We start from the raw sequence: 14,756 nt of genomic DNA on the forward strand, positions 1-14,756 counted from the left end.
ATAGCCACATTAATTAATTATTAAAAGTATTTGATTGAGGTGATAATATGGAAACAGCAGTAAACAAGCTATTTGAAGCATATAGGAGCAATTCTCCTATAGAATTAAACCAATTTGATTTTAAGACAAAAGAAGAGGCATATAATGTTCAGGATATGATTTTGGATTTAAAAAAGTCAGAATTAAATGAACATTTAGCAGGATATAAAATTAGTTTGACGAGCAAGACAACTCAGGATATGTTTATATGTGATTCTCCACTGTACGGTGGAATGACAAATGTCACAATCAAGGACAAGGTGTTGCTTTCAGACTATAATGAACCATTACTGGAGCTTGAGCTTGTATTTTTGGTAGATGAAGATATCGAAATAGACGATACTGATGAGATAATAATGAAGAAATGTCGGGTTGCACCTGGAATTGAGGTTCCAGATGGAAGATATAAAAACTGGTTTCCGAACACGAATTTATATGAAATCTTGGCAGATGGTGCAGTAAATGGTGCTGTTGTAATAGGGGAGCCACAAAAAGTCTCATATGATGATATAGATGATATAAAAGGTAGCTTAATATTCAATGGCAAGTTTGTGAAAGAAGGAAAATCATCAGAGGTACTAGGCCATCCTGTAAATTCAGTTAAATGGCTAGCGAAGATATTAAATGAGCAGGGTAAAAAATTGAGTAAAGGTCTTTTCATCTCTACTGGAACGTTTGTATTGCCAGAAAGATTACAGGTTGGTAGCTATGAAGCAATTTATGAAAATCTTGGCTCTGTAAAGCTTGAAGTGATATAGCAATAAAAAAATGATAGCAGTGTTTACTTCCTTTAAACATGAAGTAAATACAACTATCATTTTTTATTACATTTTATTATTTTTTATTACATTTTTTCACTCTTTATTATACTTTTTTGTTTATTTATATTGCTCATCATTCATTAATTTATTTTTTTTATCAATTTATTTACTAATTTATTTGCTTATTTATTAATCCTAGCTTTATATCTCAACTGGATTTATAACAACACCTATAGAATCAAGGTATTTTTTTAGGTCATCAAGCGAAATTGTTACCATTTTATAGTTTACATTGGGATGAAAGTTAAGCAATTCTCCAGTCATTACATTTTTGTCCAAGAAAAAAGTTACCTCTTTTTCGTTATCATTTATAAGAGAAAATGGATTAACAGATCCTGGAACCAATCCAAGCACCTTCATCAATCTTTCTGGTGATGAAAATGACAGTCTAGATGATCCGATTTTGTCCTTGATAAGTTTTAAATCGACTTCGGCATCATCCTTTGTTGTAATCAAATAGTATTTATCGCCCTTTGCATTTCTCAAGAACAGATTTTTACAGTGAAGTCCTTCAGTCTTATCTTTTATCTGGTTTAGTTGCTCTGCGGTATATAGTGGTTCGTGTTCCAAAACACTGTATTCAATACCTAATTCATCAAGTTTATCATATACTTTCTTTTCATTTTCTAATATTTCCATATTATTATCCTCCTTATGCTACAAGAAATTGATTCAAGCTTTTGCATATGTAAATTATACCATGTAATCCTTGAAAAATCTATTTTTTAAAGTCTTTAAAAATCAAAAATTACATATTTTAATTTAACTTTTATCCATAATTACTTTTTAATCTCTAAAATAAAAAAAGTTTTTGAAAAAATTTTGCGACTTTTATTAAATTATTACAATTGTCATAAGTGTAATAAATATAAAAGCTATATGTTATGATATTATTGAAACCGATAGCTACATTATTTCATAAAGTATCATGTTTTTTTATAAAAAAATTACTCTTGTTTTATTTCTCAAAATACCTTATACTAAATAACGAAGATACAATATGTTGTATGGGATTTCGAATTAATCCCCTATATATTGTATTGTGAATTATTTTTTTTAATAATGACGAAACTGTTGTAATGGTTATGTTTATCATATATTTTAAAATTTTTTGAGTGAATATTTTATAGATTTTGGGATTGAAATCTATGCTTTATGTGTAATTATTTTTATTTATTTATCACTTAAAAAATTGGGTATATATGGAATATATGATTAGATTTATAAATAAAGAAAGAGGAGATATTTATGCTTATTATAAAAAGAGACGGAACAGAGGTTCCTTTTGATCGTTCCAAAATAAGAATTGCGGTTGAAAAAGCTATGAAGAACGGAAGTGGTATTTACCATCCTGATATAGCTGAAGCGGTTGCTAGAGATTGTGAAAATCACTTTTTGGAAACTGATGAAAAACCTACCATTTACAAAATAGAGGGTATAGTTTACGATAGATTGATTCACTATAATCACAGTGAAACGGCTCGTGCATATGAAGGTTACAGAGCTGTTCAGCAGTTTAAAAGACAAGTTAATACTACAGATGATTCTATTCTTGAACTGATGAGAAAGGCAAATGTAGATCTTATGGATGAAAATTCAAATAAGAATGCTGTTATCTGTTCTACACAAAGAGACTTGATTGCTGGTGAGGTTTCAAAAGATATCGCCAGAAGAAAGCTGATACCTCCTCATATCGTACAGGCTCATGACGAAGGTGCTATACACTGGCATGATATGGATTACACTCTACAACCTATATTTAATTGTTGTCTAATAAATATTGAAGATATGCTGGATAACGGAACTGTAATCAATGAGAAGATGGTTGAATCTCCAAAATCATTTTCAACTGCTTGTACAGTTACGACACAAATTATGGCACAGGTTGCCAGCAATCAGTACGGTGGGCAGAGTATCACAATCAAGCATTTGGCTCCTTATTTAAGAAAAACTAAGGAGAAGTTTTACAAGTTCTACTTGGAAAAATATTCAAATGAAGAGCTTGCTGAAGAGATTTCTGAAGATATGATGTTAAAGGATTTGAAGGATGGAGTTCAGACTATAAGATATCAGCTTTCAACTCTAATGACTACAAATGGACAGGCTCCTTTTGCCACAATTTATCTTGAAATAGATACAAACAGCGAATACGAAAGAGAAATGGCTCTAATCTGTGAAGAAATGATAAGACAGAGATTAGAAGGTATGAAAAACTACAGAGGACAAAATATTGGTGAAGCATTCCCTAAGCTAGTTTACTTGCTTGATGAACACAATTGTCTAGAGGGTGGAAAATATGACTATATCACTAGATTATCAGCAGAATGTACTGCAAAGAGATTGGTGCCTGATTATCAGAGTTCTAAGATAATGAAAAGAAATTACAAAGGTAATGCATTTCCTCCAATGGGCTGTAGATCTCACTTATCGCCCTGGAAGGATGAAAACGATGAATATAAATGGTATGGTAGATTCAATCAAGGTGTCGTATCTTTGAATCTTCCACAAATTGCAATTTTGTCAGAGGGCAAAATGGGACAGTTTTGGAATATTCTGGATCAAAGATTAGAGCTTTGTAGAGATGCTTTACTTTGTAGACACAATATGCTTTTGGGAACATTATCTGATGTATCTCCAATTCACTGGCAACATGGTGCAATTGCGAGATTGGAAAAGGGTGAAACGATAGACAAGCTTCTACGTGATGGCTATTCTACGTTGTCTTTGGGCTATGTAGGAATTTTTGAGATGGTGTATGCAATGCTTGGTGTTAGTCATACAACTCCAGAAGGGCATAGATTTGCAATGGATGTTATGAAGCATATGAAAGACTCTTGCGATAGATGGAGAAATGATACTGGATTGGGATTCAGTCTTTATGGAACTCCAGCAGAATCATTAGTTTACAGATTCTGTAGAATAGACAAGGTGCGTTTTGGTGAAATAGAAGGTGTTACAGATAAGCTGTACTACACGAATTCTTACCATGTAAATGTATGTGAAGAGATAGATGCTTTTGCAAAGCTAAAATTCGAGGCTCCATTCCACGACTTGTCTACAGGTGGTTGTATTTCTTATGTAGAAGTGCCTGATATGACAAAAAATATTGAGGCTGTCGAGCAATTGATTAACTTTATTTATCACAATATTCAATATGCAGAAATCAACACAAAACCTGACGTATGCTACAAATGTGGTTATACTGGAGAAATACAATTAGACGAAAATCTTGAATGGTATTGTCCTTCTTGTGGAAATAAGGATAGAGATGAAATGCAAGTTATGAGACGTACTTGTGGATATATTGGTACTAATTTTTGGAACAAGGGGCGTACTCAGGAAATAGGGGATAGAGTCCTACATTTATAAAAAATCCAGGGAGATGTAAAACATTATGAAATATAGTTTAATGAGAAAATTTGATGTTACAAATGGTCCTGGAATACGCAGTACGATTTTTGTATCTGGCTGTACGCATAACTGCGAGGGGTGCTTCAATGAAGATCTTCAAAGCTTTGATTATGGTACTGAATGGGATTTGAAAGCTGAAAAGGAATTTATCTCATTTGTGGAAAATCCAGTTGTTGTAGGTGTAAATATACTAGGTGGCGAACCTTTACAACAGACTATGGATGATTCTTTGGTCAATTTGCTAGAAAAGTTAAAAACGAAATTTCCAGATAAAAGTATCTGGTTATGGACTGGAGATACATTTGAAGATGCCATCTTGAACGAAAAAAAATTCAAGATTATCAAATATTGTGATGTCATAATTGATGGCAAATTTGAATTGGAAAACAGGAATATAAAGCTAAAATATAGAGGTTCAAAGAATCAAAGAGTTATAGATGTTTTAAAAAGCCTTGAAACTGGTACGACTGTTACCTTTGACGTTGACTAAGTAAGTTATATTATATAGATTAGAGTTATTTTTATAGATTTAATAGTGTAAATTTGTAAATATAAGGCATAAGACTATATATGCTTGAGTATAAGTGATGCTTTTATTAATTAAATATATATGGTATAATACAATTGTCGGATGTGACAGATAATAATAAATATTTTAGTGAGGTTAATAATATGAAAGTAGATGCAGCTAATACGGCTTTAGAAGTATTGAGAGAAATAATATCAGAACAGACTGATCAACCAACATCTGTTAGAATGTACTTTGCAGGTGCTGCTTGCTCAGGTCCATCTTTTGGTTTGGCTTTAGATGAAAAGAAACCAAGTGATGTTTCTTGTTCAGTTGAAGATATAGAGTTTATTATGGATGCTCAAGAATATGAACAATTTGGTGATATGTTGATTCAGGACTTGGGTGGTGGATTTAGAGTTATTCCAGAAAAGCTTAAAGATATGCAGAGTGGTTGTGGAAGTTGTTCAGGATGCCACTAATAGCGAGATAATATTAAAATTAAAAAGTGTAGGGTGGATTTTAAATCCATACTACACTTTTTTTGAAATTGAGGTGTTATATGAGAAGAAGAAAAAGAAAAGGTTCAGATGAAAAACTCCTTTCATATGAAAATTATGTTGTAAATGGTAAATTAAATCAGGTTCCTCCAACTTTTAATGCATTGGATTCCATTAATACACATATTTCCAATCACACAAACTTTGACAATAGGGAAGTCGTGAGCGACAAAACATACGATGATATCGTAAACAATTACAGAGGACAATGGAGTAGAGTATTTGGAAATAATAATCCAATCCATGTTGAAGTCGGAAGTGGGAGAGGCAAATTTATCACTACATTGGCTTTAAAAAATCCAGATATTAACTATATTGCTTTGGAAATAAAAGAAGAGGTTTTGATACGTGGAGTAGAGAAAGTATTTGACAAAAATATTTCTAATATAAAATTTCTTTGGGGAGAAGTTGAGTTTTTTGAGCACTATTTCTCAGATAATGAGCTTGACAGAATCTATATAAATTTTTGTGATCCATGGCCAAAAAAGAGAAATTCCAAGAGAAGGCTAACTTCCGAAAAATTTTTGGAGCTATATAGAAAAAAATTAAATTCAAAGCCATCCTCTGGAATTCATTTTAAAACTGACAATCAAAGATTATTTGAATTTAGCTTGAATGAAATGAGTGAAAATAGATGGACATTTAAAAATATTTCTTTGAATCTCGTTAAAAGCGATTTTTCAAAGGAAAATGTGACGACTGAATATGAAGAAAAATTTATGGAATTGGGAATGCCCATATATAGGTTGGAGGCCTATACCTTATGATTGGCGTCTTCAATAAATTGGCAAATATTGATGTCCAGATGCTTAATTTAAAAAACAGCCTTGTATATACAGTTGTTTTGATTTTACTCTTGTTCTTTTTTGGAGTCTTCTTCAGTGTGATTGAGCGTATCAATTCGAGAGCTATAAATAATGTTTTTGGCAGAACTGGATTGATAATCACCGGAGTAATCGGAACTGTGGTCCATGAATTTAGCCATATGTTGTTCTGTGTTATATTCGGCCATCAGATTGTAGATTTTTCGTTGTTTAGACCAATAAAAAGCAAATATGACGGAATAATGGGATATGTCAATCACAGATGCAATATAAATAATCCGTATCAAAGAATTGGAAATTTCTTCATTGGTATTGCACCGATAATATTTGGGACATTGTCTATGATAATAAGTATGTGGATACTGATGCCATCTGAATTTGAAATCGTAAAGGATACATTTAACAAAAACATGGTGTATATGTCTAATATAAACAATATCGTCGATTCGTTTAATATATATGTCAACCTAGTTTTTGCTATAATTTCAGTGCTGAATCCATTTAAAGCAAGTAATATAATCGCTTATATTATAGTTGTTTATATTATTTACTCAATAACGACTCATATGGATTTAAGCGTTGAGGATTTGAAAAACAGCAGATCTGGATTTCTTTTATTCTTTTTACTGGTGTTTTTGATAAACTTTGTATTTTTAAATTTGGGAAATATGTTTATGATAGAATACCTAAAAATAGTAATAACGACGATTTCGTTTCTTACAGTATCTTTGTCATTTGCAATATTTACAATGGTAATATCGCTGGTGATAGAATTCTTTTTTTCCTAAACTTTATTTAGATAATAGGAGGGGATCTGTTTGGATCTCCTTTTTTAATACTATTTTTGGTATTGTAGTATTGCCATCGAGATATTGATTTCGATAATATAATGTTCAGTTGCTACAAATCAATTTGTAATAGTGTAATAAGTAACTATTCTTTAAATGTATATTTAGGGAATAGTTGCTTGTTATCAATAATAATATGTACGTTGAAAGTATAAAATCATACTTTGCCAAATCATTCCTTTATAACTATCCAGCTTCCATCAGTTAAACTTCCTTGCCTGTAAATTTTATTTTCTTTTTTTAGTTTTTCTAAATCTCTTTTTACTGTCTTTTCGGATACGTTAAACTTGTTGCTCAATTCCATAATCGTAACTTTTGGATTATTTTCCATTTCCTCTATAATGAATATCTGTCTTTCATTAGCAGTAAATTTCTTTGGGACATTCTTTGGGACATTCTTTGGGACATTTATATAATTCCTGTTGTATAAAGTTAGTATTACACCATTATCCGAGATTTTATACTCTGGTTTTTTATGAATATCTGATTTGTATTCCAATTGACTGTTTTCCATAATATGTCGCCTTTCTTAAATACATTTTTCTGAAAAAACAAGAAAATATCGCATTCTTAGCTGTAACTAGAGTTACAATATAAAATAAAAAGATTTCTATCTTGATTCTATCATTTACTATTGATATTGTAAATATATTAAAGGAATTTTTATTTTAAATAATATCTTTAATCATTTCCAAATCAGTTTTTGTATTAATTCCATCAGTAGTTAGCATATCACCTGATATCATGGAATCAACACCTGCATTGATTGCAGCTCTTCCCTTGTCTTCAAGTAATCCCCTTCCTCCAGCTAGTCTGATACTCGTACTAGGAAGTATTATTCTAAATAAAGCAATCGAGCGTCTGTATTCAGAGTAAGACATTATAGGCATATTTTCCAGTGGAGTGTTTTTTATAGGATTAAGCATATTCAACGGAATTGAATCAACCTTTAACTCTCTCAAGGTAAATGCCATATCAATTCTATCTTCAAGATTTTCTCCCATTCCAAAAATACCTCCAGAGCAGACCTCCAAGCCTGCCTTTTTCGCATCAATGATAGCTTTAATTTTATCATCATAGGTATGGCTTGTGCAAATCGCTGGGAAAAAACTTCTCGAAGTTTCCAAATTGTTGTGATATCGGCTAACACCGAACTCTTTTAACTTTACGAAATCATCATAATCCAATAAGCCATTTGACGAACATAACTTTATATCACAGTTATTTCTGATTAAATCATAGGCTTCTGATATATGCTCTAATTCAGCCTTACTCAGCTTTCTACCTGAAGTAACTATGGAAAATCTATTTACTCCATTATTATAATTTTGAATGGCGTTTTCTAATATTGTATCCTTGTCTAATAGTCCATATTCTTCAACGCCAGTGCTATAATGAGAAGACTGAGCACAGAATTTACAGTTTTCAGAGCATTTTCCACTCTTGCCATTTATTATTGTACAAAGGTCAAATTTTTTACCTATGAATTTATTTCTGATTGCTCTTGCCATTTCTTCTAATTTCTCTAGATCACAATTCATTATTAAAAAAATATCTTCCTTTGTTACCAAATAACCGTTTAAAATTTTATCTAAATATATCTCTAAATCAGCATTTTTTATTTTACTCATATCAAATATTTACTCTCCAATATAATTTTTTAGTTTCATACTCCCATAATATAAGGTATTTTATATCTTTTATAGTATCATATTATAGATATATTGTAAACATATATAAAAAATGGTTTACGATATGTATGAGAATGAATATATATTATACCGTATTTCAACAAAGTTTTATTTGCGATAAAGCTAAAAGCACCACACACGTATACTTGAGGATTTTCATATATACAAAAAAGCACCTCATCGGGTGCTTTTTAATGCTTTTTTTATTTTGTAAAATAAGAAATTCCAATTGTTCCTGGTCCGGCATGTGTACCTATTGTGCAACCAATCTGCGTTACTGGAATCGCATTTACATCAAGACTGAAAAGAGATTCAGATTTTTGTTTAAGTGGGTCTACTATTGACGAATCTTTTCCAGAATATGATAAAATCACACCTAATTTTTCGTCAATTTCTCCTGATTCTTTGACAAGATCACTTAATAGAGAAATACCTTTTTTCCAACCTCTAGATTTTGATACCATGACTACCTTACCGCTATCGTCAAAAGATATAATCGGTTTAATCGATAGTATTGAACCAGCCAATGCTGAAAATTTAGAAAGGCGTCCACCTTTGTATAGATACTCAAGTGTATCCAACAAATAGAAAATCTTAGCTTTTTTCTTTATTTTTTCGATTTCGTTTACAAATTCAACCGGATCATCATATTTATCTATAATACTCAATGCGTACTTTATAATCAGCTTTAAAGCACATGATGTTGTAAGGCTATCGATGATATGAATTTCCTCATCAAATTGATTTGAAGCCAATATAGCGCTATTATACGTACCAGAAATCTCAGAAGACAGTGTGATTGCTACTGGTATATCCCCATTTGAAAGTATTTCTTTAAAAGCTTCTTCATATAGGTATGGTGTTACTTGGCTAGTTTTTGGTAAACTTTCATATTCACTAAGTTTGTCATAAAATTCATCATAACTCAAATCAACACCATCTCTAAACATATCTTCCTCAAACGAAACTGTAAGAGGTAGACAGTAAACTCCCATTTCTTTGGATTCTTCCTGAGTGATTTCAGAAGAAGAATCAACTACTAATTTTATACCCATTTTTTCCTCCAAACAATATTTATCTTTTCTATCAATTTAATTATATCATAAAATAGTATTTATCTAAAACAATATTTCTATTATTAAATAGTTATTATTTAGTGTGCTAAATTGCCTATCCTTTCTGTATAATAGCATATTATAATTTTGATATTACGCTTTCTAGATATTCAATATTTTCTTTTTTTGTTGCCCAGTCAGTACAAAATCTAACAGCATCATAATCATTATCAATTTTAGTTTCATAATTAAAATTGATACCACATGATTTTATGTAGCTTTGCTGCTCTTTGCTAAGTATTGGAAATTGCTGATTGGTAAACGAATTTGCGATAAAATCGATATTTTTATTTTCAAATGCTCTCTTTATCCTCATTGCAAACATATATGCATCCCTACATTTATCAGTATATGTATTATCAGTAAAAAGGACATCAAACTGTAGACCTAAAAGTCTTCCTTTGGCGATTATTGCTCCATTGTGCTTTGTGATATTTCTAAAGTCCTTGTTATATTTTTTATTAGAAAAACAAACTGCTTCACCAAATAATGCTCCACATTTTGTTCCTCCAATATAGAAAATATCGCAATATTTTGCAAGATCTTCTAGCTCTATATCATTCTCTTCAGCCGCCAATGCATATGCAAGCCTCGCACCGTCAAGATAAAGTGGCATTTCATACTCATCACATATCGTCTTTAATTGAATTAATTCATCCTTCGTATATAAAGCTCCACGCTCTGTCGGATGTGATATATAGACTGCTCCAGGTTGAACGGTATGCCAATCATCTTTTTTGAAATAATCATCAAGATAATTTTTTAGTGTTTGAGGAGATAATTTAGATTCTTCATCGAACTGCTGTGCCAATTCAATATTATCTTCATCCATATAATCCGTATTATATAATGCCAAAACCTTATGTCCACGACCTTCTATGGCCCCTACTTCATGAACATTAATATGTCCCAATATTGTTGAAACGACCCCCTGATGTGGTCTGAGAATAGCATCAAGAACCGTCATATTCGCCTGAGTACCACCGACAAGATAATGCACATCTAGATAATTTGCATTACAGCTATCTTTGATTTTACGAGAAGCGGTTTCACAATAATCGTCAAGACGATATCCTGGCATTTGCTCGTAATTAGTATTGACCAGTTTTTCTAAAATTTCTGGAATACATCCTTCTAAGTAATCATTTTCAAACCTAATCATAAATATCCCTCCTTCAAAACATTCTTATGATAACGATTTTTTATATACTATATAATATAGTTCTTTGTACTAAATGTCAACATATTTATATTATGAAGTTTTAAATAAATCAAATATTATATTGAGATGAATCGCTGTAAATTAATTCAATTGCTCTAAATAAATATAAAAGTGATAATAAGAGTATGTATACATTAAATTTAGAATAAATGGGTTAAATATTCATTTGAATACTCAACCCATTTTTTAAAATAAATTATTATTTGATTATTTGATTAACAACAGAGTCTGGTATGTATCGTTGTCCACCTACTATTGTCATTCTTTTTATTTTTGAATTTGTAACATAATCAACCACAAATTTAGAAACATTTTTAGAAGGTGTTAGTAAGATTGGTGACGCATATTTTCCAGCAACAGGACCGATTACTAGAGCATCAGAGAACACTTCTCCACTTGCTAAAAATGCAGTATCTGATGTTTTAAACTTTGATTTTGCGATCTCAACGGAAGTTTGGTATCTATCAACTCCACCCATTCTTTCCAATACACCTGGAAGATTTGTAACATTTTTTTGTGATATTGTATCTACACCTCCAACAACATATGTATACCTTATATCTAAGTCAGATATGGAATGTTTAATACGAGATGGGATATTTTCTTTAGTTACTAATAATATAGGATATCCATTCTGTGCAGCAAATGAACTCACAGAAAGTGCATCAGGGAATACTTCTCCACTTGCTACTACAGCCTTGTTCAATTTTCCAGTTAATCCAACAACTCTCCTAGCAACCATTTCAGAAGTACCATATCTATCTTCACCAGATATTCTTTCAACATATTTGTCGCTATCTAGCTCTTTTAATTCATTTCTAACTTTTTCAGAAACTGAATGAGGACCTCCAACAATAATAACTTCTTCAGCACCTAGCCTTTTTATTTCATCTTTTACCTTTTGGTCTAGTATATTTGTATTTGTCAAAAGTATTGGTGCATTTAATTGTTTAGAAAGAACTGTTGCTGTCATAGAATCAGGGAATAAATCACTCCTTACAACAATAACTGTTTTAGATTTACCGAAGTACTTTTCAGATATTTTTACTGCTGTTTCAATTCTATCATTGCCACTTACTCTATCTTTATCTTTGTCTGGGTTTGGTGTTGGATTATTGCTACCTCCACCACCATTTGAATTTTTTTCCCAAATTGCATATACTGTTACGTTATCAGAAACTACAGTATCCCCATCAAATTTTGTATTTGCAATGTTTGAAGAATTTGCATCTTTATTGGTACTCCAACCAACAAACCTATATCCACTTCTTGTTGGATTTGATGGCATATTTTGATTAACAAGCGAATCACCATTGATAGATTGATCTTTTTCGACTTCTACTTCAGATATTTTGTAGTCAGAAGCATTTTCGTCTCCATAGTTTTTAACAAATGTAACCACAGGATTAATTGTATAACCTATATTAAGAGTTCCAGTACTTGGCGTATTAATATTATTTGCTGATCTTAAGTCAATAGGACCAAGGGGAGAACTAACGCTTCCTGCATTTGCTACTGCCAACCCTTTTACAGATCCAACTGCCTTTAATTTCTGGCTACCTGTTATATCAGCAATACTTTTAGCTACAGAATCTTTTATAGTTACTACAGACTTATAACTTTCTTCTTTTGATTTTCCAGTCAAAGTCATTATTTCATCACTAGAAAGAAACTTCAATGTCATATTTTCTATTATTTCTTCAGCTATAGTATTATCACCAGTAGGAACAACATTGTTCTCAGGGATTCTTTCGTTAACTCCATCTCTTAAAATAGTTCTTATTGTAAACTTTTTCTTTCCAGTGGTTTTAAAACCAAAAGTTGTGCTAGGATTTGTATTACTGATAAGTGTACTGAAAGCGTTCATATCATTTCCCAAATCATTTCCATCTACTGGACTAATAATATTTAACGAATTTCCTTGCTCGTCTAACACATATAGAGGTCTCCAAGGATAGCTTTTAAAGTCCATATAAAGAGTTTCTGGAATATTCATTTGCTGATCCAACTCAACAGTTAGGTCTACGAAAGTGTATTGCTCTTGAGGACTCATATCTTCTCTTTGTTTTTTGCTAAATTCTGTATTTCTCAAATCACTATAATTATAAGAAAGTACAGGTTTATATCCACCTGGATTTTTATATGTTACCATATGTATATTGTCTGTCATTTCAAACTCTGATTTCAATACGATTTCGTGAACGGAATTGCTATCGTCAGCTGCTTTGTAATGGTCAACTATTGATATTGTATTGTCAGATCTTTCTGAAGATATATTTTTAGTGTACGGTAATATGTCCTCATTGCTAGTATTTCTATCAATATCAATTTTTTTTCCATCAATTTTTATCTTTTTAACCCCACTTAAAAGAGCAAAACCTAGCTGAATATTTGAAGGTGGCAAAGGACTCTTTGGATCATTTAAACTAAAATATACAGCATAAATCTTAGAATCTGCATCAATACCATTTGGAAATACTTTTGATACTGTATCTTCTGGAGAAAATAATCTTGCACCTTCTGCTATTTCACCATTGCCAACTGGTTCTTTGTCTGACCATCCCAAAAAAGTTTTTGCAAGTCCTCTAAGTAATCCATAATTTGGAATGGGTGTACCAAGTTTATCAGAACCACTTGATACATTGATAGTATCATTTTTAATAACAGTTGATTCACCTGTCCATTGACCTACTCTTGTTATAGTACCATTATAATTTCCTTCTGCTTTAACGTTAATAGTAGGCACAATGGAGATGAACATTATTGCTACAAGTAGCACTGAAATAAATTTTTTAATACTTTTCATTTTTAATCTCCTTTTTGATTTTATTAAAATATTTATTAAATACATATAGAGATATTCAAGAATAAACTCTATAAAATATTTTATAGTTATATAATCTTATTTTTTTTTTTGAATTATTATACATTGTAACATAATTTTTATTCAATTACCATAAAAAATCTTTAATTTTGATTTTTTTGATAAAAAAAAATCCTAGTTGCTATAAGCAAACTTAGGATATTTTATTAATTCTTATATGTTGTTTTTTATGCTGCTAACTTTCCATCAGCTACAGGAGTTAAATCTGGTACTAATTCTATTGAATCATTAAACTTATACATGATGTTTATAACCTGTCCGCTTACGACAACGGCTATAATAGAATATATTATCTTAGATGCTGGCAAATATGATAAAGATAATGCAAGAACTGTAACGTCAGTTATTAAATATACTTTACCAATACTTACATTTGACATTTTTGAGAATATAAGTGCCACTATATCATCTCCACCAGCTGCACCACCGGCATTAATAATAATTCCACAGCCGACTCCCACGCAAACTCCACCTAGTATAGCTGCAATGATATTATTGTCTACTGTAACTAAGAAACCAAATTTTTCGAAAATACCATAAACAATTGAAAAAACAACTGTTGAGAAAATCGTATAACCAAAGAATTTCTTTCCGAAAAATCTAAATCCCAATAGGATTAAAAGCCCATCTATAAAAACATTCGATAACGAAACATCTACGTTAAACACATTCTTAAATATTAACAATAAACCCAGAACTCCACCTTCTGTTATTCCATTTTGATAATAAAAGTTGTAAATACCAAACGATAATATTAAAGTTCCAATAGCCATTTGTAATAACTTTTTAGTCATACACCGTTTGTCCATAAAAATTACCTTCCTTTTCATTTG

At 31.1% G+C, this 14,756-nt stretch carries 13 protein-coding genes; 6 read left to right on the plus strand and 7 right to left on the minus strand.

What is annotated here, in order from left to right; all coding sequences use genetic code 11:
- Window positions 1-47: 47 nt before the first annotated feature.
- Window positions 48-797 (plus strand): 2-keto-4-pentenoate hydratase, encoded by a 750-nt coding sequence (locus tag FYJ71_RS03785; RefSeq protein WP_154537451.1) that lies wholly within the window; start codon window positions 48-50, stop codon window positions 795-797.
- A gap of 204 nt (window positions 798-1,001) precedes the next feature.
- Here FYJ71_RS03785 and FYJ71_RS03790 read toward each other — a convergent pair whose 3' ends face one another.
- Complete coding sequence (locus FYJ71_RS03790) at window positions 1,002-1,499, minus strand: prolyl-tRNA synthetase associated domain-containing protein (RefSeq protein WP_154537452.1); 498 nt, start codon at window positions 1,497-1,499, stop codon at window positions 1,002-1,004.
- Window positions 1,500-2,108: 609 nt separating this feature from the next.
- Between FYJ71_RS03790 and nrdD the strand changes: the two genes are divergently transcribed.
- From nrdD to FYJ71_RS03815, 5 genes are all read left to right on the plus strand, one after another.
- Window positions 2,109-4,229: an anaerobic ribonucleoside-triphosphate reductase gene (gene nrdD / locus FYJ71_RS03795; RefSeq protein WP_154537453.1), complete on the plus strand. Its 2,121-nt coding sequence runs from the start codon at window positions 2,109-2,111 to the stop codon at window positions 4,227-4,229.
- 25 nt (window positions 4,230-4,254) lie between these two features.
- Complete coding sequence (gene nrdG / locus FYJ71_RS03800) at window positions 4,255-4,761, plus strand: anaerobic ribonucleoside-triphosphate reductase activating protein (RefSeq protein ID WP_154537454.1); 507 nt, start codon at window positions 4,255-4,257, stop codon at window positions 4,759-4,761.
- A gap of 182 nt (window positions 4,762-4,943) precedes the next feature.
- Window positions 4,944-5,261 (plus strand): iron-sulfur cluster assembly accessory protein, encoded by a 318-nt coding sequence (locus tag FYJ71_RS03805; protein ID WP_091993560.1) that lies wholly within the window; start codon window positions 4,944-4,946, stop codon window positions 5,259-5,261.
- Between the two features lie 80 nt (window positions 5,262-5,341).
- Window positions 5,342-6,106, plus strand: coding sequence for a tRNA (guanosine(46)-N7)-methyltransferase TrmB (gene trmB / locus FYJ71_RS03810; protein WP_154537455.1), 765 nt, complete (start codon window positions 5,342-5,344; stop codon window positions 6,104-6,106).
- Window positions 6,103-6,951, plus strand: a complete 849-nt coding sequence (locus FYJ71_RS03815) for a hypothetical protein (protein WP_154537456.1) — start codon at window positions 6,103-6,105, stop codon at window positions 6,949-6,951. Before trmB ends, FYJ71_RS03815 begins: the two co-directional genes overlap by 4 nt.
- Before the next feature lie 232 nt (window positions 6,952-7,183).
- Here the strand turns inward: FYJ71_RS03815 and FYJ71_RS03820 are convergent, their stop codons facing one another.
- The 6 genes from FYJ71_RS03820 to FYJ71_RS03845 all read right to left on the minus strand — a co-directional run bounded on the left by FYJ71_RS03820 (window position 7,184) and on the right by FYJ71_RS03845 (window position 14,717).
- On the minus strand, window positions 7,184-7,525 hold the full coding sequence (locus FYJ71_RS03820) for a DeoR family transcriptional regulator (protein WP_207707212.1): 342 nt from the start codon (window positions 7,523-7,525) through the stop codon (window positions 7,184-7,186).
- 154 nt (window positions 7,526-7,679) lie between these two features.
- Window positions 7,680-8,642: a biotin synthase BioB gene (gene bioB / locus FYJ71_RS03825; protein ID WP_154537457.1), complete on the minus strand. Its 963-nt coding sequence runs from the start codon at window positions 8,640-8,642 to the stop codon at window positions 7,680-7,682.
- A 263-nt stretch (window positions 8,643-8,905) separates the two neighbouring features.
- Window positions 8,906-9,757: a DegV family protein gene (locus tag FYJ71_RS03830; protein WP_154537458.1), complete on the minus strand. Its 852-nt coding sequence runs from the start codon at window positions 9,755-9,757 to the stop codon at window positions 8,906-8,908.
- A gap of 139 nt (window positions 9,758-9,896) precedes the next feature.
- Window positions 9,897-10,979 (minus strand): threonine aldolase family protein, encoded by a 1,083-nt coding sequence (locus FYJ71_RS03835; protein WP_154537459.1) that lies wholly within the window; start codon window positions 10,977-10,979, stop codon window positions 9,897-9,899.
- A 259-nt stretch (window positions 10,980-11,238) separates the two neighbouring features.
- Window positions 11,239-13,845, minus strand: a complete 2,607-nt coding sequence (locus FYJ71_RS03840; protein WP_235899050.1) for a cell wall-binding repeat-containing protein — start codon at window positions 13,843-13,845, stop codon at window positions 11,239-11,241.
- A 245-nt stretch (window positions 13,846-14,090) separates the two neighbouring features.
- Complete coding sequence (locus tag FYJ71_RS03845; RefSeq protein WP_235899051.1) at window positions 14,091-14,717, minus strand: YitT family protein; 627 nt, start codon at window positions 14,715-14,717, stop codon at window positions 14,091-14,093.
- Window positions 14,718-14,756: the final 39 nt, after the last annotated feature.

The sequence above is a fragment of the Peptostreptococcus porci genome, assembly GCF_009695815.1.
In the GTDB taxonomy this organism is placed as follows: Bacteria; Bacillota; Clostridia; order Peptostreptococcales; family Peptostreptococcaceae; genus Peptostreptococcus; species Peptostreptococcus porci.